This is a genomic window from Actinopolymorpha sp. B11F2 (assembly GCF_040195635.1).
Taxonomy (GTDB): Bacteria; Actinomycetota; Actinomycetes; order Propionibacteriales; family Actinopolymorphaceae; genus Thermasporomyces.
Genome location: NZ_JBEFTX010000001.1, coordinates 849,578 through 872,087, shown reverse-complemented (window position 1 = coordinate 872,087; position 22,510 = coordinate 849,578). Strand labels below are relative to the sequence as shown.

The 22,510-nt window shown below is 70.0% G+C and carries 22 protein-coding genes; 12 read left to right on the top strand and 10 right to left on the bottom strand.

The annotated features are described in order from the left end of the window. On the top strand, positions 1 to 232 hold a 232-nt coding region (locus ABN034_RS03910; protein WP_349689572.1), incomplete at its 5' end, for a hypothetical protein. Between the two features lie 13 nt (positions 233 to 245). On the opposite strand, the gene ABN034_RS03905 is transcribed toward ABN034_RS03910, so the two are convergent. Further along, entirely contained in the window at positions 246 to 1,238 is a 993-nt protein-coding gene (locus tag ABN034_RS03905; RefSeq protein ID WP_349689571.1) for a dihydrodipicolinate synthase family protein, read from the bottom strand. A gap of 226 nt (positions 1,239 to 1,464) precedes the next feature. Between ABN034_RS03905 and ABN034_RS03900 the strand changes: the two genes are divergently transcribed. Then, on the top strand, positions 1,465 to 2,379 hold the full coding sequence (locus tag ABN034_RS03900; RefSeq protein WP_349689570.1) for a Gfo/Idh/MocA family protein: 915 nt from the start codon (positions 1,465 to 1,467) through the stop codon (positions 2,377 to 2,379). Between the two features lie 131 nt (positions 2,380 to 2,510). Here ABN034_RS03900 and ABN034_RS03895 read toward each other — a convergent pair whose 3' ends face one another. Together ABN034_RS03895 and ABN034_RS03890 are read right to left on the bottom strand one after the other, a co-directional pair. Then, entirely contained in the window at positions 2,511 to 4,739 is a 2,229-nt protein-coding gene (locus tag ABN034_RS03895) for a multicopper oxidase family protein (RefSeq protein ID WP_349689569.1), read from the bottom strand. After that, positions 4,729 to 5,229, bottom strand: a complete 501-nt coding sequence (locus tag ABN034_RS03890; RefSeq protein ID WP_349689568.1) for a hypothetical protein — start codon at positions 5,227 to 5,229, stop codon at positions 4,729 to 4,731. The genes ABN034_RS03895 and ABN034_RS03890 overlap by 11 nt, the downstream gene beginning before the upstream one ends. Before the next feature lie 168 nt (positions 5,230 to 5,397). Between ABN034_RS03890 and ABN034_RS03885 the strand changes: the two genes are divergently transcribed. Together ABN034_RS03885 and ABN034_RS03880 are read left to right on the top strand one after the other, a co-directional pair. After that, positions 5,398 to 5,721 (top strand): PadR family transcriptional regulator, encoded by a 324-nt coding sequence (locus ABN034_RS03885; protein ID WP_349326395.1) that lies wholly within the window; start codon positions 5,398 to 5,400, stop codon positions 5,719 to 5,721. Continuing rightward, entirely contained in the window at positions 5,718 to 6,521 is an 804-nt protein-coding gene (locus tag ABN034_RS03880) for a permease prefix domain 1-containing protein (protein ID WP_349689567.1), read from the top strand. Before ABN034_RS03885 ends, ABN034_RS03880 begins: the two co-directional genes overlap by 4 nt. Before the next feature lie 95 nt (positions 6,522 to 6,616). Here ABN034_RS03880 and ABN034_RS03875 read toward each other — a convergent pair whose 3' ends face one another. The 4 genes from ABN034_RS03875 to ABN034_RS03860 form a co-directional block, all read right to left on the bottom strand. After that, positions 6,617 to 7,219: a pentapeptide repeat-containing protein gene (locus ABN034_RS03875; RefSeq protein WP_349689566.1), complete on the bottom strand. Its 603-nt coding sequence runs from the start codon at positions 7,217 to 7,219 to the stop codon at positions 6,617 to 6,619. A gap of 118 nt (positions 7,220 to 7,337) precedes the next feature. Continuing rightward, positions 7,338 to 8,420: a serine hydrolase domain-containing protein gene (locus ABN034_RS03870; protein WP_349689565.1), complete on the bottom strand. Its 1,083-nt coding sequence runs from the start codon at positions 8,418 to 8,420 to the stop codon at positions 7,338 to 7,340. Next, positions 8,417 to 9,766 (bottom strand): mandelate racemase/muconate lactonizing enzyme family protein, encoded by a 1,350-nt coding sequence (locus tag ABN034_RS03865; protein ID WP_349689564.1) that lies wholly within the window; start codon positions 9,764 to 9,766, stop codon positions 8,417 to 8,419. The genes ABN034_RS03870 and ABN034_RS03865 overlap by 4 nt, the downstream gene beginning before the upstream one ends. 34 nt (positions 9,767 to 9,800) lie before the next feature. After that, positions 9,801 to 11,057: a cytochrome P450 family protein gene (locus tag ABN034_RS03860; protein WP_349689563.1), complete on the bottom strand. Its 1,257-nt coding sequence runs from the start codon at positions 11,055 to 11,057 to the stop codon at positions 9,801 to 9,803. 93 nt (positions 11,058 to 11,150) lie between these two features. Here ABN034_RS03860 and ABN034_RS03855 point away from each other — a divergent pair, with 93 nt between their 5' ends. The 3 genes from ABN034_RS03855 to ABN034_RS03845 are packed head-to-tail and all read left to right on the top strand — an operon-like array spanning position 11,151 to position 14,368. Beyond that, positions 11,151 to 11,273 carry a hypothetical protein gene (locus ABN034_RS03855; protein WP_349689592.1) on the top strand — a complete coding sequence of 41 codons (123 nt, stop codon included), beginning with the start codon at positions 11,151 to 11,153 and terminating at the stop codon, positions 11,271 to 11,273. Further along, positions 11,273 to 11,734 (top strand): hypothetical protein, encoded by a 462-nt coding sequence (locus ABN034_RS03850; protein WP_349689591.1) that lies wholly within the window; start codon positions 11,273 to 11,275, stop codon positions 11,732 to 11,734. The genes ABN034_RS03855 and ABN034_RS03850 overlap by 1 nt, the downstream gene beginning before the upstream one ends. Positions 11,735 to 11,740: 6 nt before the next feature. After that, the gene (locus ABN034_RS03845; protein ID WP_502878951.1) at positions 11,741 to 14,368 is read left to right on the top strand and encodes an FtsK/SpoIIIE family DNA translocase; all 2,628 of its coding nucleotides are present in this window, start codon (positions 11,741 to 11,743) and stop codon (positions 14,366 to 14,368) included. Here the strand turns inward: ABN034_RS03845 and ABN034_RS03840 are convergent. From ABN034_RS03840 to ABN034_RS03830, 3 genes are read right to left on the bottom strand one after another with little or no spacing between them, the layout of a single operon-like run. Next, entirely contained in the window at positions 14,343 to 15,587 is a 1,245-nt protein-coding gene (locus ABN034_RS03840; RefSeq protein ID WP_349689561.1) for a PAS domain-containing sensor histidine kinase, read from the bottom strand. The genes ABN034_RS03845 and ABN034_RS03840 overlap by 26 nt on opposite strands. Beyond that, on the bottom strand, positions 15,584 to 17,092 hold the full coding sequence (gene kaiC, locus ABN034_RS03835) for a circadian clock protein KaiC (protein ID WP_349689560.1): 1,509 nt from the start codon (positions 17,090 to 17,092) through the stop codon (positions 15,584 to 15,586). The genes ABN034_RS03840 and kaiC overlap by 4 nt, the downstream gene beginning before the upstream one ends. Continuing rightward, complete coding sequence (locus ABN034_RS03830) at positions 17,089 to 17,394, bottom strand: circadian clock KaiB family protein (protein ID WP_349689559.1); 306 nt, start codon at positions 17,392 to 17,394, stop codon at positions 17,089 to 17,091. The genes kaiC and ABN034_RS03830 overlap by 4 nt, the downstream gene beginning before the upstream one ends. Before the next feature lie 276 nt (positions 17,395 to 17,670). Between ABN034_RS03830 and ABN034_RS03825 the strand changes: the two genes are divergently transcribed. The 5 genes from ABN034_RS03825 to ABN034_RS03805 all read left to right on the top strand — a co-directional run bounded on the left by ABN034_RS03825 (position 17,671) and on the right by ABN034_RS03805 (position 22,489). Next, positions 17,671 to 18,609, top strand: a complete 939-nt coding sequence (locus ABN034_RS03825; protein WP_349689558.1) for an NAD-dependent epimerase/dehydratase family protein — start codon at positions 17,671 to 17,673, stop codon at positions 18,607 to 18,609. Positions 18,610 to 18,679: 70 nt separating this feature from the next. Next, positions 18,680 to 19,660: a mannonate dehydratase gene (locus ABN034_RS03820; RefSeq protein WP_349689557.1), complete on the top strand. Its 981-nt coding sequence runs from the start codon at positions 18,680 to 18,682 to the stop codon at positions 19,658 to 19,660. A gap of 101 nt (positions 19,661 to 19,761) precedes the next feature. Continuing rightward, entirely contained in the window at positions 19,762 to 21,417 is a 1,656-nt protein-coding gene (gene rimO, locus ABN034_RS03815; protein WP_502878950.1) for a 30S ribosomal protein S12 methylthiotransferase RimO, read from the top strand. Further along, on the top strand, positions 21,414 to 21,992 hold the full coding sequence (pgsA, locus tag ABN034_RS03810; RefSeq protein WP_349689556.1) for a CDP-diacylglycerol--glycerol-3-phosphate 3-phosphatidyltransferase: 579 nt from the start codon (positions 21,414 to 21,416) through the stop codon (positions 21,990 to 21,992). Before rimO ends, pgsA begins: the two co-directional genes overlap by 4 nt. After that, positions 21,989 to 22,489, top strand: coding sequence for a CinA family protein (locus ABN034_RS03805; RefSeq protein WP_349689555.1), 501 nt, complete (start codon positions 21,989 to 21,991; stop codon positions 22,487 to 22,489). Before pgsA ends, ABN034_RS03805 begins: the two co-directional genes overlap by 4 nt. The last annotated feature ends 21 nt before the right edge of the window (positions 22,490 to 22,510 follow it).

Sequence of the window (22,510 nt, the reverse complement as noted above, 5' to 3'; positions counted from 1 at the left end):
CGGCCTGGTGGTCAGGAAGGTGAACCGGTCTGTGGGCGGGGATGGTCGCGGCCTGGTGGTCAGGAAGGTGAACCGGTCTGTGGGCGGGGATGGTCGCGGCCTGGTGGTCAGGAAGGTGAACCGGTCTGTGGGCGGGGATGGTCGCGGCCTGGTGGTCAGGAAGGTGAACCGGTCTATGGGCGGGGATGGTCGCAGCCTCGTGATCATGAATGCGAACCGGTCTGTGAAGTGAAACGGGGCAATATCTACGCGGAGCTTTCATGATCACGATCATGATCACGGGACAGGGTGGGGAGGGCGGAGATCAGCCGGTCGCGCTCGCCGGGCGGAGGGTTCTGGGCGTACGGGCCGAACGGGTCGAAGGCGACCGCGTCGGGGAGGATGCCCTGCCAGGCGGCGACCCAGGCCACCCGCTGGACGTACGCCTCCATCGGTGCCCGGAACGTCAACCGGGCAAGGGCATCCGCCCGCGCCGACGCTGCGACGAAAGTCGGGAGGTCGTTCCGTGTCCACGCCTCGACGACGGCCACCGACCACTGCGGCAGGGCAGCGGCGAGTCCCAGCAGGCTCGCCTCGGCGCCCCACATCAGCGAGGGCCCGTACATCCGGTCTTCGCCGGTCAGCAGCAGGGCGTCGGGGGCCGCCGTCCGGGCCGCGTCAAGGATGTCCTGGCAACCCATCGCGTCGTCGAGCAGGGCGAGCTTGACGCCGCAGACCCCGGGCACGGTGAGGAGTTCGGCCACCGTGTCGGCGTCGTACTGGCACCCGCTGGCCCGGTCGTACAGGACGAACGCCAGTAGCGGCAGGCCGATCTCGGTGCCGAGCCGCTCGTGCAGGCGTACGATCTCGGCTCGCGACGCGCCCCGGACGGGAGCGACGAGGAGGGCTGCCGCACCCGCGTCGCGGAGTCCCGCGGCGAGGGGCAGCAGGTCGCTGACCCTCCGGTCCGGCCCTGGGCCGACTCCGGCCACGATCGGCAGGCTCGACGCGGACCCGAACTCCCGTACCAGCCAGCGCAGCTCACCGGCATCCAGGTGCGCGCCGCGCCCGGTGTGTGCGCCCACGGCGATGGCCGCGCTGCCGCCGCCGCGAAGCGCCTCCGCGTAACCGGCGACCGCCTCCCGCGCGACTGTTCCGTCGCGGTGGAACGGCGTGAGCGCCGCCGCGACCAGCCGACCGCGGAGCAGGTCGCGCAGGTCTGCGAAGGTGTCGTCGTGGTGGGAAGCGACGCCGGTCACGCTCGCCGAGTCTGCCAGGGTCGAGCCGGGTATGGGGCGTCACGACCCGCACCCGTTGCCGGCCAGCATGGTGGGCGCGTCATTGACGCGGTACGACGGCATGTCTACGTTCGACACCGTGATAGGGGGAAAAACGCCCTAAACTAAGGGAGTTCGGCCCCTCGTGCGGCATGACCTGCCCGAGGTTCACCTACCATCCGGGCCACGGCGAGCAGAGGGACGAAAGATGAGCAGCGAAGGAACGGACGCCGGCGAGCGCACCCTGCGCGTCGGCCTGGTCGGCGTCAACACCTCCCATGCCGGAGCGTTCGCCCGGTTGCTCAACGAGCGCGCCGTCGCCGACGGGGCCCGCATCACGTGGGTGTGGGGTGGCGAGCTGCGCCCTGGCCAACCCGATGCCACCACGCTCGCGCGCACCTACGACATCCCGCACGTCGCCAGCGAGCCCACCGAGATGCTGTCCGAGACCGACCTGGTGCTGGTGGTCGACGACACCGGACAGGGCGCGAACCACGTGCCGCTGGCCCGGGCGTTCGTGGCGGCGGGTGTGCCGACGTTCGTCGACAAGCCGATGGCGGTCGACCTGGTGGAGGCGAGCGGTCTCTTCACTCTCGCCGCCGACAAGGGCACGCCGGTCACCAGTTCGTCGGCCCTGCGGTTCGCGGTCGAGCTCGAAGCCGAGCGCGACCAGCTCGCCGCGCTGGGCACCCTGTCATCGGTCGTGAGCGTGGGCCCGGGGGAGTGGTACTACTACGGCGTCCACGCGGTCGAACAGCTCTTCGCCCTGGCCGGATCGGGCGTGGAGTGGGTGCAGCGGTTCACCTGGCCAGAGCGCGACATCGCCGTGCTGTCCTACGCCGACGGCGGTCCCAGCGCGGTCGTGCAGACGCTGCGCGACGCGAAGTACGCCTTCCACCTCACCGCCTACGGCAGTGAGGGCAGGCACGCCGTGGACATCAAGGACTTCGACGGCTTCTACGCCGGGCAGGTCCGCGCGGCCGTGGAGATGGCCCGGACCGGCAAGCCCCCGATCGCGCCCGAGGAGACCCTCGAACTGCTGGCCGTGCTGAGAGCGGGCGTCCTCTCCGCCGAGGATGGCGGGACCCGGGTGAACGTGTCCAGCGTCCTCGGCGGGATCTGACGCCGCCGCCGCGCCAGCGAAAATGATCACATATGCGTGATCATTACCACCGATGCGCGGCGACTTCGGCATGCATCGTTGGTAGTTGGCGAGTACGGCGCGGCGCCCGCAGGCCGCGCGGGGCTATCGCGTCAGGTCGTCCTGAACGTCGCCATCATCGCCATGTCCTCGTGCTCGAGGTTGTGGCAGTGGAGGAGGTACGGACCGCGGTAGTCGGTGAAGCGCACCGCGACGTCCACATGCTCCGCCGGCCGGACGTCCACCGTGTCCTTCCAGCCGTGGTCGTACGGACCGACTCCGTGGCCCCCTCGGCTCACCACCTGGAACGGGTCGAGGTGGACATGCACGGGATGGTGGACGTCGGTCATGAACCGCCAGATCTCGATCTCGCCAAGGGTCGGGTCGGCGTCCGCGCGTCGCGGGTCGTAGGCCTTGTCGTTGATCGTCCAGCCGTTGTGCTCGCCCCCGCCATCGCCGTCACCCTCCGGTCGAGCGGCCACGCCGGCGCTGCCGGGACGATCGCCGACGTCGCCGCGCCGGAAGCGCCACACGCGGGTGCGCACGGCCTTGGCCGGATCCAGGCGTTCGATCGTGGAGAGCTTCGCGGGAACGTGGGAGTCGTCCTTCACCCGGCGGGTGACCCGGAACCGCATCACCTGTGCGGTGGAGTCGTTGCCGAGCCGGTTGACCAGCGTGACCTCCGTGCCTGGTGCGTACGCCGAGAAGTCGATGACCACGTCGAAGCGCTCGGCGGGGGCGATGTCGATCCGGGCGTGTTCGATCGGCGTCTCCAGCAGCCCGCCGTCGCTGCCGACCTGGACGAACGCCGGCCGTTCGCGGGGTGGGGGGTCGAGCGTGAGTCCGTAGCGGCGGGCGTTGGACGCGTTGAGGATCCGGAACCGGTACCTCGCACCCTCGACCTCGCAGACCGGCCACGGCGCGCCGTTGACCAGGATGACGTCGCCGACGACGCCTTCCATGTAGTCGGCGGTGACGCCAGGCGTGGTGCGCAGCGTCCGGTCGAGTGCGGGGTAGCGGAACGACCCGTCGGCTTCGAACGACCGGTCGCAGATCACCAGCGGGATGTCCCGCTCGCCGTCGGGCAGCGGCAGGGCCCGCTCCTCGTCGTCGTGCACCAGATGCATGCCGACCAGACCGCGGTAGACCTGCGGCCCGGTGAAGTCCATCCGGTGGTCGTGGTACCACAACGTGGCTGCGCGCTGGCGCATCGGATAGACGTAGTCGCGTTGCCCGTCGGACTCGTCGCCCCGCATCGGGGCCGCGCCGCTGTGCCCCGCGTGGGCAGGCCGGGTCCAGCCGCGGGTCGGGAGGATGAGGTCGAGCGGACCACCGTCGCTCTCCGCGGGCGTGTGCCCGCCGTGCAGGTGGACGGAGACGGGCACGGGCAGTTCGTTGCGGTGGCGTACGACTGTCCTCCGGCCGCTGGTGGTGACGAGGGTCGGTCCGGGAAAGATGCCGTCGTAGCCGAGGATGGGGGTACGCATGCCAGGCAGGATCTCGGCGTTCGCGACCCGCTGGACGATCTCGTAGTAGTCGGTGGTGGCGTCGGTCCGTACCGGACGCTTGATGGGAGGGATCGGCAGCGGTACGCCGAACGGCTTGGGCAGGGGCGCCCGGCTGGGCAGGAACTCCGCCGTCTGCCCGATCAGCCCGCCGATCCCGCAGCCGGCGAGGGCCGCGGCGGCGCCGCCGGCGCCGACCAGGCCGAGGAATCCGCGCCTGGACAGGGCTCCTGGTCCTCCGTACGAACGGCTCGACCGACCGGGCCTGCCGAATGGGCGGTGGCTGTACAGGGTCATGCGTACGGCTCCCTCGAGGTTCGGTGCTCTCGGTTGGCCGCCCGCCCCACCCCCACGAGTCTTGTCAACCCGGGCTTGACGCAGGTCGGGACGGAACAACCAGACCGTGAAGAGGACCTGGATGGTGATGAGCGAGACGCCTATGGGGATGTGGAGATCGGCGAGGCGGAGATAGCCGAGGACCTTCTGGGCCTCTTCGGCGACGGCGAGGGTCAGGCTGAACCACATCGGCGACCACCGCCCACGACCGCGAGCGGCGTAGACGAGTGCGGCGATGATCTGGGACCAGCCCAGCAGGCTGACGATGTGCGAGTTCATCTCGTGCACGGCGATCGCGTCCACATCGCCGGTGAGGAAGATGCCGGCGAAGACAGGCTGGGCCGCGATCACGCCGCAGTGCAGGACCGCGATGGCGCGCAGGACCCACAGGCTTGCCCGTGGGTGTCGCGCCGGCGGCACCGGGTCGGTCGCGAGGTCGCCGGATAGGCGCTCCGTGGTAGGCGTCCGCGGGCCCGGCGTGACCGGGTGCTCAGCGGCCATGGCTGTCTCCCGCCTGCCGAACCCGCTGCCGGCGACGCGGGCGACGGGGGCGACGGGCGCCGCCCCGGAACAACCACACCGTCAGCAGGACCTGGACGACCACGATCCCCACGCCGAGGGGGAGGTGGATCGCGAGTTCACGGGTGTGGCCCAAGCCGATCTGGATCCCCTCGGCGAAGAACAACAGGAAGGTCACGAGGAACGGCCACCCCCGTCCGCCACCGGGCCAGACGTACGCCAGCGCGGCCGCGCCCTGGAGCATCGTGAGCAGTGGCAACAGGCTGCCGTTGAAACCGTGGACGGCGAGGGATTCGACATCGCCACCGAGGTACCTCCCGGCCAGGAGCGGCTGGCCGACCACCGCCGCGGCATGGACGAGGGCGACGCCCCGCAGGGTCCACAAAGAGGCGCCGGGCCGCCTGCCGGGGACCTGCCGGGCTGGGGGCGCGGCGCCGGCGGTCCCGGCCGCGAGGTCAACGGTGGGTGGCACGGATCTCCTCCTGAAAGAGTCGCTCAACCAGCCCGACTTTATATGTCGGCTGCCTACGTATAAATCAGGGATGACCCTGGACTGAGGTCCTGGGACCCTGGAGAGAACCCGAAGATCGCGGTCGCGCGCTTGTCGGGGGTGGGGCCGCCACAGGTAGCCTGTCTACTCGTGAAGGTCGACATTGTCCGCGGACACCTCGACGCGCTCCTGCTCGCCTCGCTGGAGGACGGCCCGCTGCACGGCTACGCCATCATCGAGGCACTCCAGGCGAGGAGTGGCGGCGTCCTCGACCTTCCCACCGGGAGCGTCTACCCGGCGCTGCGCCGACTCGAGCGGGCGCACTACGTCAGCGGGCGATGGAGCATGGTCGGCGGCCGCCGCCGGCGTACCTACCAGCTCACCCGGGCCGGGCGGCAGGCGCTCGCCCGGGAGCGCGCCGACTGGACCAGGTTCACGAGCGCGATCGGTGGCGTCCTGGGGGAGCAGGCGTGAGTGTGGAACGACGTGGTGGCGCGATGACCCTCCCCGCGGGTACGGCGTTCGTCGCACGGATGGCCGCGCGGCGGCGGGCCGCTCCCTCCAGGCCTACCCAGCGTGCGGATCCGTCCGCCGCGCCGCAGGTTGACTCGATCGCGGGATACCTTCGCGCTCTCGCCCGGGCGCTGCCGGGCCCGCGCCGGACGCGTACCGAGTTGCTGGGTGAGCTGGCCGACGGACTCCACGACGCGGCAGACGCGTACGTCCGGGCCGGGATGGATCCTCGGCAGGCCGAGGCGCAGGCGGTCGGCGACTGCGGCCGGATCGCCGAGATCGTCCCGGCCTACCGGGCAGAGCTGATCGCCGCGCAGAGCCGGCGCACCGCCATGCTCTTCGCGCTGTCCATGCCGGCGACAGTGCTCGCGTGGACACTCGCCTGGACCATCGGCGTCCAGGAGGCCCCGTCATTGTTGACCAGTGACCACCCACGGCTCGCCGTGATCCTTTCGCTCGTCACGGACTTGGCCGGCATGGCCGGTGGCGTGAGCGGCCTCGCCACCCTGGGTCTGCTGATGTGGTCGGGTCGGCTGCGGCGCTTCCTGCGTCCGGTGATCGCCGGCCAGGTGGTCGTCGGCGCCACGGTCCTCGCGGTCACGATGGGTTGCTCGACGGCGATGAACCTGCTCGACCCCAGCTTCGCTCTCCGGGTGGCTGGCGCGTCCGCGTTGGTTCCGATCGTCGGTGCGGCCACCTGTGTGCTCGGTGGCTGGCAGGTGCACTCGCTGTGGCGTACGTTCCGCGCCGTGGCGCAGTGATCTGCCCGGCAGCCGGATCTCACCGGCCGGTGCGGATCTCACCGGCGGACGCGGATCTCACCGGCCGACGCGGATCTCACCGGTGGACGCGGACTTCACGGACGCGCGGGGGTCAGGTGGTCGTCGCAGGTCTCGGGATCTCCGCGCGACTTCGTACCATCGGGGCAGACGGAGTTCGACCAGAACGTGTCCGTCAGGTCCGCACCGTCGAGGCGGGCGCCCCGGAGGCTGGAGTTGATCAGCGACGCGCCGGAGAGGTTGGCGCCGGTGAGGTCGGCCCGCGCGAGGTCGGAGCGTTTCACCACCGCGGAGCTCAGGTCGGCGTCCACGAGGCGGGCCCGGCGCAGTCCGACGTCGGTGAGTGTCGCCTCGCCGGCGAGGGAGGCGCCCCGCAGGTCCGCCCCCGCCATGTCCACCTCGTCCAGGGTCGCCCCCTCCAGCACCGCATCGCTCAGGTCGGCGCCGGACAGGTCGACGTTGCTCAACCAGGAGCTACGCAGGCTGGCCCCGTGGAGGTTGGCCCGGCTGAGCTTCACCTCCTGAAGGCGTAGCTCGTCCAGCGAGGACCACTCGAGGTTGGCGCAGTGCAGGCGGCGTTCGATGAGCTCGGAACCGTCGACCTCCCGGTGGGACAGATTCCGCCACCCCTTGCCAGGACAGTTCCGGCCGGGATCCTTCTCGGCGCACCCGGACAGCATGCTCGCCAGTATCGCGACCACGCCAAGGCACGACACCAGGATTCTCGCGCGAGACACTCGCCTTCCCCCGTGGCGCACGTTCCCAGTATCGGTTCCGGGCCAGCGGCTCGGCGGGCTTTCACCCTGGCCGGAGGAGCTGGGTGAGCGCGAGGTTGTGGAACCTTGGCCGCAGCCGCGCCATCGCCGAGGATCCCCGGCGCGGATGGACCCGGTTCGTCAGCAGGACCGAATAGACCCCGAGGTCCGGGTCGAGCCACACACTGGTTCCGGTGAACCCGGTGTGTCCGTACGCACGGGGGCTGAACAGGTCACCGACCCCGGCACCGGCGGGTTGGGTGCCCTGCCATCCCAGGCACCTCCGCAGGTTGAGGTGATCGGTGGCCGGGCGGGTCATCACCGCGAGCGTCCGTGGTGCGAGGATCGGCCCGTTGTCGCCGGCGCCGTCCCTCAGCAGTGCCAGGGCAAGTCGCTCCACGTCACCGAGCGGGGCGAACAGTCCCGCATGGGCGGCGACACCCCCGAGCGCGTGGGCGTTCTCGTCGTGCACCGTGCCCTGGACGACCTGGCCGCGCCAGGAACAGTCCTCGGTGGCGGCCGCACGGGCCCGGTCCTCAGCCGGCGGGTTGAAACCGGTGTCGGACATGGCCGCCGGCCGCGTGACGGTCTCCCGCACAAGAGCGTCGAGGGACTGGCCGGCCACAGCCTCGGCGACAAGTCCCAGGATCATGAACCCGGGGGAGGAGTAGGCCACCTCGGTGCCTGGCGCGTGGCGGAGCGGCAGCCGGCGCAGTGCGGTGAGCATGCCGTCTCGATCGGCGTGCCGCCGGTACAACGGCTGCTGGCCGGGGATCCCGGACGTGTGCGTCAGCAGGTGCCAGAGCGAGATGTCGGCCTTGTCGCTCCCGGCGTAGTCGGGGAGGTACGCCGAGATCGGGTCGGACAGCGCGAGCTGGCCGCGTTCGAGCAGTGCCATCGCCGCGAGTGCCGCGACCGGTTTGGTCACCGACGCGAGGTCCCACAGAGTGTCCTCGGCCACGGGCTCGCCGTCCCACGCCAGAGTGCCGAGGACGCCACGGAAGGTGGGGCCGGTCGTGGTGCCGACCGACCAGGCCGCTCCGGAGAAGACGCTGTCGTCGCGGGCGGCGCGCAGGAAGGCCTCGGGCGACGTCCTCGCCGCGGTTGCCGACGAACGGGGGCTCACTGGGTGTGGTCTCCTTCGTCCTCGTTGCGCCGGGCGTAGTGGGCGAGGCGGTCCAGGTCCACCTCGACGCCCAGACCAGGCCCCTGGGGGACCACGAGCGCGCCGTCGCGCATCGCGATCCGCTCGGTGAGGATGTCGTCGGCGGTGAGGTAGTACATCGCGTCGATCGCATGGTCGAGCCGGTCGAGCGCGGCGGCCACGTGCAGGTGGCAGGCCGTGGAGATGCCCAGCTCGCCGCCACTGTGGAAGTTCAACCCGAGCCCGAACGCCCGGCAGATTCCTACGAGGTCCATCGTCGGTCCTACGCCGCCCCACTTGTGTACGTCGGCATGCACGATGTCGACGGCACCCATGCGTACGGCCGGGGCGAGGTCGTCGAGCGTGACGACGCACATGTTCGTGCACAGGGGCGTGCGGATCTCGGCGCGGACCCGGGCCATGCCCTCCAGTCCGGCGCACGGGTCCTCGAGGTACTCGAGACCGAGGGCGTCGCTCTCGTGACCCGCCCAGATCGAGGCGGTCACGGACCAGGCGGCGTTGGGGTCGACGCGCAGCGCGAGGTCGGGCAGTTTCTCCCGCAGGGCCCGCAGCAGTGACACGTCGTGGCGGGCGTCGGCGGATCCCTTGAGCTTCAGTGCCGTGAACCCCTGCGCCGCCACGATCTCCGCGGCCTTGGTGGCAAGGGCTTTGGGCAGCTCGGCCGGCGCAACGTCGCCCACGGCGGCGGGCGTGACGAGGGCGGTGATGGGTACGACGCCACGCGCGGCGCCACCGAGGTGAAGGTGCAGCGGGACGTCCGCCGCCCGGCAGGTGAGGTCGAGGAACGCCATCTCCAGACCGGCGAGTGCGCAGTAGCCGAGGTAGCCGTAGAAGAACGGCACCATGGCGCAGCGGCGGCGTACCTCGGCGCTCGCGCGGGGATCGACGCCGACGAAGTCCTCGGCGAGCTTCCTCACGAGGGTGGCCGTCGGGCGGCCGTGCATCGTCTCGCCCCAGCCCGCCCGGCCGTCGTCGGTGCGGACCCGGATGACCGTCCGGGTGGTCGCGGACTTGGCCTCGAAACTCGACGCGAACGTCGTTGTCAAGGGAACGTTGACAACCCACACGTCGATGCCGGCAACCCGCATCGGCTCCTCTCCCAACCCCGCATCGGCCCCGACCCGTGCGGAGGTGGATGTGCCGTTCACTCCGCAGGACTTTCGCGCGGCTGCACGCGCGGACAAGTCTCTCATCCCGGCGGGCCCGGCGACCCCGGCGTCCTCGCCCGTCATGCCGAGGCGGTGTTCGCCACGCCGCAGGAGCCACGCGGTGTTCGCCACGCGGCCGACCCTCGCGGTGTTCGCCACGCGGCCGACCCTCGCGGAGGCGCACACTCCGACCTCAGGCGAGATGGACTGGCAGGCGTTCCAGTCCTCTGATCAGGCTGCTGTTCCGCCACCGTAACTCGGCAGGCGCCCCGGCCAGCCGTAGCCCAGGGAAGCGGCCAAGCAGTCGCGTGAACGCGATCTCGCCCTCGAGCCGCGCCAGCGGAGCGCCCAGGCAGTAGTGGATGCCGTGGCCGAACGCCAGGTGACCTCCGGCCGGTCGGGTGACGTCGAGCCGGTCCGGGTCGGCGAACCGCGACCCGTCATGGTCGGCGGAGGCGAGCGACACCAGGACGAACTCTCCGGCCGGGATCTCCACGCCCGTCGCCCCGTCGCCATCACGGGTCCCGCTGTCGGTGCCCAGCACCACCGGCTCTGCGGTGAACCGCATCGTCGCGAGGTTGACCGGTCCGTCGTAGCGGAGCAGTTCCTCGACCGCTCCAGGCAGGAGGGACGGATCTCGCTGGAGGTGGGCGAGTTGGTCGGGATGGCGGAGCAGGGCGAGCGTGCCGTTGCCGATGAGGTTGACCGTCGTCTCGTGGCCCGCGACCAGGAGCAGGAACGCCATCGAGACCAGCTCGTGCTCGTCCAGCCGGTCCTCGTCGTCGCGGGCGTGGATGAGGGCTGTCAGCAGGTCGTCGCCCGGGTCGGCCCGCTTGTCGGCCAGGAGCCGGTCGAGGTAGCTGGCCATCGCATACGACGCGACCTGTACCTCCTCGTCCGTACCGTCCGACACGATCGTCGTCGACCAGGCGCGGAAGTCGTCGCGGTCGGCAGGGGGTACGCCGAGAAGGTCGCAGATGACCGTGATGGGCAGTGGGAAGGCGAAGGTGTCGAGCAGGTCCACGGGTCCGTCGCCGACGCGCGCGGCCAGATCGTCGAGGAGTTGGTCGGTGATCGCCTCGATCCTGGGCCGGAGCCCGTCGATCCTTCGGGCCGTGAACGCCTTGGTCACCAGCTTGCGCAGCCTGGTGTGGTCCGGGGGGTCGGCGTTGAGCATGTGGGCCCGCAGGGACGCTGCGACGATCTCGTCGTCGCGCATGGCGTCGTCGTCGAACTGCTCGGTCAGGACACGCGGGTCCTTGCGCAACCGTGGATCGGCCAGCGCGGCCCGCGCCTCGGCGTACCTCGTCACGACCCAGACGTCCCACCCGTTCGGCAGCATGACCCGGCGTACCGGTCCTTCGTGTCGCAGCGCGGCATAGACGGCGTACGGATCGGTGAAGAAGCTCGGGTCGAGCGCCAGTGGTGCGGGTCTGGTCGTTCCGGGCATTCGCCCTCCTTCACAAGAACTCCTGGACCTTCGACACCTGGACAACGCATCAGAGCCGGGGTGAGATCCCGCCCCCAGAGCACGATGGCTGTGGTGGGCGCGGTCATGCCGGAGCGGGCGTTCGTACCCGCGCAGTCGCGCGAGCTCGGGTCGCTGGCCGCCATGCGCGCCCAGGTGGTCGACGGCGCCCGGGCCGTACGCGGGAGGGAGTGCTGATGTGCCTGCTCGCGCCCGCGTTCTTCCTCGGGCTGGGCAGTGAAGGCTGGGACCGCCTGCAGCGGGCGCACTTTCTGGACGACCCGAACTTCCCGCCATTCGGGACGCCCGTGGTGTGGTTCGGGGCGATGAGTGTCGCGAGCCTGGCGGGATCGATCGCTCTCACCCAGGTCATCCGCCGGCACGTCGACGCCCTCCGGCCGGTACGGCTGGGCCGGATACTCGTCATGGCACAGGTCGCGGCGGCATCGTGGTCTTCGCGCTGGTGGGGGTTCTGGATCGCCGCACGCGCGCTGTCGCACGTCCGGCGGTGCTCGGGCCGATCCGGAGCGTCGCCGAACCAGTGTCGGACCCTCGGTAGGACGCCGGTTGGAGACCGGGAGCTCACCGAGAGGACCTCGGTCAGACGCTCTGGGCGGCGTGTAATAGCAGGCCCCTGGCGCCGCCATCCCGTACCCTGACTCTCTATGTCTCCCCGTACGTCCTCGCCCCCACGACGTGCTCAGGCACGCTCGGCGAGCACGTCCCGTTCCCGTGCGAAAGCTAACAAGGGACGCGGCAGGGGACAGGGCAGGACGCGGATGACCCAGTCCCGCCGCCCACCCGCCCGCCAGGGGAGCCTCCTCGGGCGCGCCGCCACGGCGCTGGTCCGGCTGGTCGCCGGCATCTGGCTCGGCATCGCGCACCTGATCGGCGCCATCGTCCGGCGGATCGGTTCCAGTGCCCGCGAGCTCGATCCCGAACTGCGACGCGACGGTGTGGGCATGCTCTTCGTCGGTCTGGCGATCGTCGTCGCATCCGCCGTGTGGTGGAACATGCCCAACGACGTGGGCGACGGCATCAGGGTCGTCGTGTCCGGCAGTGTCGGCTCACTCGCCTGGGCGATCCCGATCCTGCTCCTGCTCGTCGCGTGGCGGACGCTGCGCCACCCCGACCGCAACGGTCCCGGCGGGCGGCAGTTCATCGGCTGGGTCGCGATCCTCGGCGGCGTCCTCGGCCTCGTCCACATCCAGCACGGCATTCCGCGGCCGGAGAAGGGAATCGAGGACCTCGTCGGTGCAGGTGGCGCGATCGGTTATGTCATGTCATCGGTACCTTCCGACCTGCTCACTCCGTACGTCGCCGTGCCCCTGCTCGTGCTCCTGACGCTCTTCGGGCTCCTGGTGCTGGGTGGTACGCCGGTACACGCCCTGCCCGAGCGCAGCCGGGAACTGTGGGCGAAGGTCAACCCCAAGGCTGCTGCCGCGCAGGCCGGGGACAGCGCCGCCGACCAGACCAGCGTCGACGAGGACGCCAAGCAGACCCAGCCGCTGCGCCGGTCCCGGTCCGCGCGCCGCCGGATCGCCGCGATGGCCAAGTCGAGCTCCGGTGCGGATGACGACGACGAGACCGGCGACAAGCCCTACGACAGTCCGGTCCTGGAAGGCCGCGAGATCGCCAAACGCGGAAAGAAGGGCGCGACCGCCGCTGACGACACCGACCCTGCCGCCGACGGCGAGGTAGCCGCCGCGACCGCCGAGTCAAGGAGCGAAGGCAAGGCCGGCAAGTCCGGCGGCAAGTCCGGCGAGGCACCCGCACACAGCCCGCTGCCGCAGCGGGTCGAGCAGCTGGCGCTCTCCGGTGACGTGACCTACGTCCTGCCCGCCGGAGACGTCCTCGCGCCCGGCTCGCCGCACAAGGCCCGCTCGAAGGCGTCGGACAAGGTCGTCGACAAACTCACCGAGGTGCTCGAACAGTTCGACATCGACGCGCAGGTGACGGGCTACACCCGCGGGCCGACGGTCACCCGCTACGAAGTCGAGCTCGGCCCCGCCGTCAAGGTCGAGAAGGTCACCGCGCTCACCAGGAACATCTCCTACGCCGTGGCGAGTAACGAAGTGCGGATCCTGTCCCCGATCCCCGGCAAGTCCGCGATCGGTGTCGAGATCCCCAACACCGACAAGGAGATCGTCAGCCTCGGCGACGTGCTGCGCTCGAGCGTCGCACGCGGTGACCACCACCCGATGGTCGTCGCGCTCGGCAAGGACGTCGAGGGCGGTTTCGTCGTCGCGAACCTCGCGAAGATGCCGCACCTGTTGCTGGCGGGAGCGACCGGCTCCGGCAAGTCGAGCTTCATCAACTCGATGATCAGCTCGATCCTCATGCGGTCGACGCCGGACGAGGTGCGGTTGATCCTGGTCGATCCGAAGCGGGTGGAGTTGACGGCGTACGACGGGATCCCGCATCTCATCACGCCGATCATCACCAATCCCAAGAAGGCCGCCGAGGCGTTGCAGTGGGTCGTGTCGGAGATGGACCGGCGCTACGACGACCTTGCCGCGTTCGGGTTCCGGCACATCGACGACTTCAACAAGGCCGTACGCACGGGGAAAGCGAAGCCTCCGCCCGGCAGCGAACGGGTACTCACGCCGTACCCCTACCTCCTCGTCATCGTCGACGAGCTCGCCGACCTGATGATGGTCTCTCCCCGCGACGTGGAGGACTCCGTCGTCCGCATCACCCAGCTCGCCCGGGCCGCCGGCATCCACCTGGTGCTCGCCACCCAGCGACCCTCGGTCGACGTCGTGACCGGGCTCATCAAGGCCAACGTGCCGTCCCGGTTGGCGGTCGCGACGTCCAGCATGGCCGACAGCCGGGTCATCCTCGACCAGCCCGGCGCGGAGAAGTTGGTCGGTCAGGGCGACGGTCTGTTCCTGCCGATGGGCGCGAACAAGCCGATCCGGATCCAGGGTGCCTGGGTCACCGAAGCCGAGATCCGCAAGGTCGTCGACCACTGCAAGGTGCAGCTCACGCCCACCTACCGTGAGGACGTCACCGCGGCACCGGGTGCCAAGAAGGAGCTCGACGACGAGATCGGCGACGACATGGACCTCGTCGTCCAGGCCGCGGAGCTGATCGTGTCGACCCAGTTCGGGTCGACCTCGATGCTGCAGCGCAAGCTCCGGGTCGGGTTCGCCAAGGCTGGGCGGTTGATGGACATCCTGGAGAGTCGGGGGGTCGTCGGGCCGAGCGAGGGGTCGAAGGCGCGCGACGTCCTGGTCAAGCCCGACGATCTGGAGGAGTTCCTCCTCACCCTGCGCGGCGACTCCGACTGACGCGTTCTCTCCGCCCCGGCTGCGGAGTCGGCTCCATTGACTCCTGACCAGGTGCCCGGGGGAGCCGGAGGCAGAAGCTCGGGCGATCGTCGTCCGGCTCGTACCACGCTTCGCCGCCGTTGGCGTGGGCGAGATTGCGCACGATCCACAGCCCCAGACCGGTGCCGTCGGCGTGCTGGCGAGCATCCGGCCCCCTCCTGAAGCGTTCGAAGAGGTGGGGCTCGAACTCCTTGGGCACGCCTGGTCCGTGGTCGCGGATGCGAATCTCCACGTCGTCGTCGCCCTCCTCGCTGACCTCCACCTCGATGGGTGGCTGCCCATAGGCGAGCGCGTTGTCGAGATAGTTGGCGAGCATCTCAGAGAAGGTGTGCCGGTCGACGAGAACGACGGTGTCGGGGCTGCACGCCAGCTCGACGTCCTGGTACCGCCGGTCGAACGCCCCCAGCCGTTCGAGGACGAACTCCAGCACGTTGACCGGCTCGGCGCTCACCTGCGAGGTCTGCGCGTCGATCTTCGAGGCGGTCCGCAGCTTGTTGACGAGCGTCTGCAGGTGTTCGGTACGTTCGGCGATGCGGTCGATGAGCTCGTCACGCTCGTCCTTGCCGCTGGCGGTACGCAGGAGCCGGAGGGACAGGGCGATGGCGTAGAGCGGGTCGTTGAGTTCGTGGGCCGTCACAGCGATCACGACATCGCGCTGGTCGAGGGCGGCCTGGAGGGTGCGTACCGCGTGCCGGCGATGGGTGACATCACGCATCGCCGCGATGTAGAGCAACTCGTTGCCCCACGCGGCGGTGGTGATCTGGATCTCGACTGCGGAGGCCCGACCGTCGGGCCTCACCACGTCGATCTCGCTCGACCCGTGCGGGACGATGGGAAAGCCGACCGGAGCGCCGATCAGATCGTGGACCCGGCGGCCCAGCAACGTCGCGGCCGCGGGGTTGCAGAACCGGATGATGCCGTCCGTACCGATCGCGATGATTCCGTCCGGTGTAGCACTCACGGCCACCTGTCCCGCGTCCTGGTCCACCGTAGCCGTCGGCATCGTCTCGGCGAGCTCTTCCTCGGCCCCTTCGGCAACACTTTCGCCGACCCTGTCCTCGACCACCTGAGCGGCGTCGTCAGGCGGGTGCGGCCCACCCCGATGCACCTGATCCGGGCCGGACGTCGGCTGGGCCGCGGGCTGCGGCACGCCTGGTCGCCGGTCTCTGATGCCGCTCATGAGACCGCGTCCTCGTCTCCGTCGGTGCGTACGCCTGGGCCGCCGTCGGCGTCGACCCACCCGGACTCCTCGCTCACCGGTCGGCCGATGTGGAGGCCGGTCTCGTCGATCGTGACCCTGCGGACGCGTTCGTCGTGTGCGGTGCCACGTGCCTGGACGACGCTGACGGTGCGCTGGTTCTCCCCGGCGGCCTCGAAGTAGTGCAGGCGGATCGTGACGTCGGTGAGACCCGCGACCTCGATCGCGGCTGAACCCGTTGTCATGAGCCGGGCACGGTCAGGAGGCAGCGCGGTGAGGAGCGTGGTGATGTCGCGCTGGCGCAGGACCGAGCCCAGTCCGGTGAGGAAATCCAGCAGGGTGCGCGGTGTGGCCACCCGTTCGAGCGCCGACAGGGTGTCGATGACGAGTCTGGCCGGATCGAAGTCGGCGATCGCATGCCGTAGCTGGCTGAAGTGGTCTTCAAGCGACGACATCTCCGGGTACTTCGCGACCACCTTCAGGTTCCCCGACCTCTCCATCGCATCGAGATCGATGCCCCAGCTGGCGGCGCTGCGGCCAAGCTGCTCACGGGCCTCGTCGAAGCTGTAGAAAAGGCAACGCTCGCCGGCCTCGACAGCGGCACTCGCATACTGCAGGCAGGTCAGGGTCTTGCCCGCGCCGGTCGGACCGGTGAGCAGCACAAGGGCGTCCTGGAAGAATCCGCCGCCACACATGACGTCCAGTTCCCGGATTCCGGAGGAGATGCGCACCCGCGAGGCGCGGTGACGGGCGGGAACGAAGGCCAGGGGGAGGACGAGGATCCCTTCGTTCGGATCGATGGCGAAGAGCCACTCGCCGGTGCGGTGGGGAGCGCCACGGAACTTGAGGATCTCGATGGTGCGGCGGCGCCGTTCGTGTTCGAGCACGTTGCGCATCGTGATGACGTTGCTGTGGACGAACTCCTCGACGCCGTGACGTGACGTCGTGTCGTACTCCTCGGACTTCTCCGCGGTGATCACCGTGACGACACCGAGGTCGTCGAGCGCCGAGGCGACGCGGAACAGTTCGTCTCGGACGTCACCGACGTCAGTGAACCGGGTGAGGATCGCGGCCATCGAGTCCAGCGCCACCCGGTGGGCGTCGGTCTTGCGGATGGCATGTTCGATGCGGGCGATCAGCGGTCCGAAGTCATAGGGGCCCAGGTGGGCGGCACGCCTGGCCTTGTCCTGGGAGGCGTCGACGAACGCCCACTTGCCTTCCTTCTCCCACGTCTCGACGTCGAGCCCGAGCGACGCCGCGTTGGTACGGACGTCGTCCGGGTTCTCCTCGAAGGTGACGAAGACCCCGGGCTCGTCGAATCGCTGGATTCCCCGGGCCAGGAACTCCAGCGCGAACAGCGTCTTGCCGCTGCCCGCGGTCCCGGTCACCAGGGTGGAACGACCCGCGGGAAGCCCGCCGAGGGCAAGCTCGTCGAACCCCCTGATACCTGTCGGGACACGAGCGAGGTGGCGCTGGTCCTGGTTCACCAGCGGTCACCGCCCGATCCGGCCTCCTCCATGACGGGAAATCCGAGGGCGGCCGATGTGCGGTGCCGGTCCGAGAGGTCCCCGAAAGCCCAGCGCTGCGGGAGTGGCATCAGCCGGACGACGGTCGGTGCGATCAGAATGCCTTCGCTCTCGGCGAGGTCCGGGCGTTCGACCACGTCGATGATCTCGAGTTCGTAGCGACCGGGAAGCGCCGACTCGCACAGCCAGCGCAGGTCCCGGACCGCCGCCTCGGTCCGTTCGGTCTGTCCGGCCACATAGAGCCTGAAGGAGTATGGCGTCACGATCGGAACACCTCTGGCGCCGAATTCGGGGGAGGGCCGGGTGGCGGGCGGTGCGCCGGACCGCGGCTACCCGTCGTCAACAGTGCCCCCTTCGAGGGACCGGCGGACGGGGGAATTCGTCCCAGGTGCCGAGGGCGTTCTGGATACCTGCGCCAGGACATCCGGCCACCGTCGTGGGACCTTCGCCGGAGCGGGCTGCCGCACGCGGCACGGTGTCCGTGCCCGCCTTCGAAGAAATCGCCGGGGTTGTCGGGCTGTAGAGTCCTTCACGACGACATGACCGGGACCATGATCATGGAGGAGAGCGGCTTGCGGATCGCCGTCACCGGTGCGAGCGGCAGGATCGGAACCGCGGTGGTGGCGGCCGCGCTCGCCGGTGGTCACGAGGTCGTTGCCCTTGATCGCGCGACAGCGGCACCACCCGATCCCGGGCCGGCCGCGGATGCCACCCCCGTGACCCCGTCGACGTTCGTCACGCCGGACGGGACGACCGACGCCGCACCGCCTGTCGCCTGGCTCGACGTCACCGATCTCGAGGCGTTCACCGCGCAGATCGACCGCTGCGACGCGCTGATCCACCTCGCGGCGATCCCGAGTCCGTGGGGGAGGCAGGCAGCCGACGTTCACGCCAACAATGTCCTCGGCAGCTACCACGCCTTCCTGGCCGCTGCCGAGGTCGGTATCCGCCGGATGGCGTGGGCGTCCAGCATCAACGCGATCGGCGGCTACTACAGCCGGGCGCCGAGGTTCGACTACTTCCCGGTCGACGAGGACCATCCGAGCTACGCCGAGGATGCGTACAGCCTGTCGAAGTGGCTCGGCGAGCAGCAGGCCGACGCGATGGCCCGCCTCCACCCGGACCTCTCGATCGCAAGCATCCGCCTGCACGGTGCCCGGGCCGAGCACCCGCGGATCCGGCCGCGCGCGGAGGAGGAACCCTCCGAGGACCGGCTTCGGACGGAGGCGCGGCATTTGTGGGGCTGGGTCGACATCCATGCCGTCGCCAGGGCGTTCCTGTCGGCGTTGACCGCCGACTTCACCGGCCACGAGGCGTTCTTCGTCGTCGCGCCCACGACAACGACGTCGGTGCCGTCGGCGGAGCTGCGGTCACGGTTCTACCCGGATGTTCCACTCCGTCGGTCCCTGGAAGGCCACGCCGGGTTCTACGACTGCGGCAAGGCCGCCAAACTCCTCGGCTGGACCCACGACACCTGATCCTCCCCGGGTCCGCCAGGGTTGCCGGACCTCCGAAGTCCTGCCGAACCTGCAGAACGAGGAGTACGCCATGAAGCTCGCGGAGATGGTTCCACCCGGTCCGGACTCGTCGACACTGCGCCGGCTCGTCGTCCAGGCGGGTGTCGAGTGGGCGATCGGCGGACTTCCGCAGACCAACGGACCGGACCGGCGGGGCACGGACCAGCCCTGGGACTACGCGCCGCTGCTGTCGATGAAGCAGCGGTACGAAAGTGCAGGGCTGGGGCTCGCCGCCATCGAGGCCAGACCGCCGCTGGTCAAGGCGAAGCGAGGGCTGCCGGGCCGTGACGAGGAGATCGACGCTGTTTGCACGCTGATCGAGAACATGGGCCGGCTCGGCATCCCGGTCTGGTGCTACGAGTGGATGAGCGACTTCAACTGGTTGCGGACCAATACCGCCGTCCCGTCGCGTGGTGGCTCGTTGGTGAGCGGCTACGACCACGCGTTGATGCAGGCCGCTCCACCTGCCGAAGCGGGGCCGCTCAGCGAGGAGACGCTCTGGGAGACGCTGGAGTACTTCCTGCGCCGGGTCGTTCCGGTGGCCGAGCAGGCGAACGTCAAGCTTGCCATGCACCCTGACGACCCGCCGCTCTCGCCGATCCGCGGCGTCGGCCGGATCATGCGCAGCGTCGACAACTACCAGCGGTTGCTCGACCTCGTGCCCAGTCCGGTCAACGGGATCACCCTGTGCCAGGGGAACTTCCGGTTGATGACCGATGACATTCCGGCAGTGATCAAGAAGTTCGGCCGGCAGGAGAAGATCTTCTTCGTCCACTTCCGCGACGTCCGCGGCACGGTTGTCGACTTCGTGGAGACCTGGCACGACGACGGGCCGACTGACCTGCTCGACTGCCTGCGTACCTATCACGAGGTGGGCTTCGACGGGCCGATGCGTCCCGACCATGTGCCGACGGTCGAGGGCGACAGCAACGCGCATCCCGGCTACTCCCTCTACGGACGACTGTTCGCGCTCGGCTACATCCGCGGGATGCTGGAGAGCATCGGGCGCTGAGCGAGCGCGGGTGCCTTGGCGGAGCTCGATTTGTCCGATATGCGAGGCCCGGTGGACTGGGGATTAGCCGCACGAGCGGTGGTACGGAAAGATGGGCGCCGATGACTCGTCCCGGCGCCACCTCCACCGCGGAGGGCACGACGACCCCGACGACGGTGGCACCGGTCACCGTCGCCATGGTGACTCTCGGTTGCGCCCGCAACGAGGTCGACTCCGAGGAGCTGGCCGGCCGCCTCGCGGGGGCGGGGTTCGCGCTCGTCGACGACGCCGCGGACGCCGACGCCGTGGTCGTGAACACCTGCGGCTTCGTCGAGGCGGCGAAGAAGGACTCCGTCGACCAGCTGCTCGCGGCTGCCGACCTCAAGGACGCGGGGCGTACGCAGGCCGTCGTCGCCGTCGGCTGCCTCGCCGAGCGCTACGGCGAGGAGCTTGCCGAGGCGCTGCCCGAGGCCGACGCGGTCCTCAGCTTCGACGACTACCCCGACATCGCGAGCCGGCTCCGAGGCGTTCTCGCCGGCGAATCGCACGTGGCGCACACGCCCCGGGACCGCCGCAAGCTGCTCCCGCTCACCCCGGCCGCGCGCGGGGGAGCCGCGACCGGCGGAGCCGCGACTGGGGGAGTCGCCGTGCCTGGGCATGCCGTCGTACGTCCGGACAGTGATTCGGGCACCCGCGGTCATCCGACGCCAGCCGTTGGCGCGGGAGATGTCGGCACGGGAGATGTCGGCACGGGACCGGACCTGCCCGACGGCATCGCACCGGCGGCCGGGCCACGGGTCTACCGCCGCCGCCTCGGGACCGGCCCGATGGCCCCGCTGAAGCTCGCGTCCGGATGCGACCGAAGGTGCACGTTCTGCGCGATCCCCCGGTTCCGCGGTGCCTTCCTCTCCCGCCCACCCACAGAGATCCTCACCGAAGCACGGTGGCTCGCGGACCAGGGCGTCCGCGAGCTCTTCCTGGTGAGCGAGAACTCCACGTCCTACGGCAAGGACCTTGGCGACCTCCGCCTCCTCGAGAGCCACCTGCTGCCTGAGCTCGCCGCCGTCGAGGGGATCTCCCGGGTCCGGGTGTCCTACCTTCAGCCGGCGGAGATGCGGCCCGGTCTGGTCGAGGCGATGACCTCGACGCCCGGGGTGGCGGCGTACTTCGACCTGTCGTTCCAGCACGCCAGTCCGACGATCCTGCGGCGGATGCGGCGCTTCGGCGACACCGCACGGTTCCTCGCGCTGATCGACCAGATCCGGGCCGCCCACCCGACCGCTGGCGTCCGCAGCAATGTCATCGTCGGCTTTCCCGGCGAGACGGCGGAGGACTTCGACGAGCTGTGCGAGTTCCTCCAGGCGGCGCGGCTGGATGTTGTGGGGGTCTTCGGCTACTCCGACGAGGACAATACGGAGGCGGCGGCATACTCCGGCAAGCTCGACGAGGACGAGATCGCGTCCAGGGTCCAGCGGGTGACCGAGCTGGCCGAGGAGCTCACCGCGCAACGCGCGGAGGACCGGATCGGCGAGCTCGTCGACGTACTCGTGGAGAGCGCCGGTGACGGTGGTGTCGAAGGACGTGCCGCCCACCAGGGACCCGAGGTCGACGGCACCACCCGCCTCGACGGTGTGGTGTCGGCGACGGTCGGTGACCTGGTGCGTGCCCGCGTCGTCGACACCGACGGGGTTGACCTGATCGCGTCGGCCCTGCCGCCGGACGACGGTCATCCGGAAGCGGAACTGGCCTCGGTGCCGGCTGGAGGAGATCGCGGGTGACTCAGGTGTCTGAACGCCGTGTGAGCGCGTGGAACGTCGCCAACGCCGTCACTGTCCTGCGGATCGCCCTCGTACCCATCTTCTGCTGGTTGCTCTTCACCAGCGCCGAGCCGGGCGACACCTCCCTGCGCTATGTCGCCTTCGGCGTCTTCGTGTTCGCGGCACTCACCGACAAGTTCGACGGAGAGCTGGCGCGGCGTCGCGGTCTGGTGACCGACTTCGGGAAGGTCGCGGACCCACTCGCCGACAAGGCTCTGGTCGGCGCGGCCCTGGTCGGGCTGTCGCTACTCGGCGAGCTCGCCTGGTGGATCACGGCGCTCGTGCTGGTCCGTGAGTTCGGCATCACGGTGCTGCGGTTCTGGGTGATCCGTTACGGCGTCATCTCCGCGAGTCCTGGCGGCAAGGCCAAAACTCTGCTGCAGACGGTCGCGATCAGCCTGTATCTGCTCCCGCTGGAGGGTCTGCCCAGGCTGCTGGCTGAGCTGACCATGGGGTTCGCCGTCGCGCTGACCGTCATCACCGGCTTGGACTACGTCATCCGCGCGCTCCGGCTCCGGCAGAGTGGGCGGAGTTGAGCCCTCCGCCCGTCGGTGACCTGGCCGGCCGTTGTCATGACCTGCTGGGCAGGGTTGGTGCCACGGTCGCGACCGCCGAGTCGCTCACCGGTGGTCTGGTGGCTGCCGCCCTCACGTCCCGGGCGGGCTCGTCGAAGGTCTTCCGCGGCGGCGTGGTGGCGTACTCCGTCGACCTGAAGGCGGCCCTGCTCGGCGTACCCGACGAGGTGTTGGAGCGGCACGGTCCGGTGCATCCGGCCACGGCGCAGGCGATGGCGGTCGGCGCGCGGGACCGACTGGGCGCCGACTACGGCCTCGCCACCACCGGCGTAGCGGGACCGGAGGCTCATGGCGAGCAGCCCGTGGGCACCGTCGACGTTTGCTGTGTGGGACCCGGAGCGCCTGTCGTACGCCGGTACCAGCTGTCCGGCGATCGGGACACTATCCGCGGATCCGCCGTCGCGGCCGCGTTGGAGATGCTCGCCGACACCGTAGTGCGCGACAACGCAAGGTCGTGATCTACGCCATGAGCGTACGCA

Coding starts and splice junctions, on each gene's coding strand:
- ABN034_RS03900 (WP_349689570.1), top strand. CDS start 1,465: ATGAGCAGCGAAGGAACGGACGCCGGCGAGCGCACCCTGCGCGTCGGC.
- ABN034_RS03895 (WP_349689569.1), bottom strand. CDS start 4,739: ATGGCCGCTGAGCACCCGGTCACGCCGGGCCCGCGGACGCCTACCACG.
- ABN034_RS03875 (WP_349689566.1), bottom strand. CDS start 7,219: ATGCTGTCCGGGTGCGCCGAGAAGGATCCCGGCCGGAACTGTCCTGGC.
- ABN034_RS03860 (WP_349689563.1), bottom strand. CDS start 11,057: ATGCCCGGAACGACCAGACCCGCACCACTGGCGCTCGACCCGAGCTTC.
- ABN034_RS03850 (WP_349689591.1), top strand. CDS start 11,273: ATGTGCCTGCTCGCGCCCGCGTTCTTCCTCGGGCTGGGCAGTGAAGGC.
- ABN034_RS03845 (WP_502878951.1), top strand. CDS start 11,741: ATGTCTCCCCGTACGTCCTCGCCCCCACGACGTGCTCAGGCACGCTCG.
- ABN034_RS03840 (WP_349689561.1), bottom strand. CDS start 15,587: ATGAGCGGCATCAGAGACCGGCGACCAGGCGTGCCGCAGCCCGCGGCC.
- ABN034_RS03825 (WP_349689558.1), top strand. CDS start 17,671: ATGACCGGGACCATGATCATGGAGGAGAGCGGCTTGCGGATCGCCGTC.
- ABN034_RS03820 (WP_349689557.1), top strand. CDS start 18,680: ATGAAGCTCGCGGAGATGGTTCCACCCGGTCCGGACTCGTCGACACTG.
- rimO (WP_502878950.1), top strand. CDS start 19,762: ATGACTCGTCCCGGCGCCACCTCCACCGCGGAGGGCACGACGACCCCG.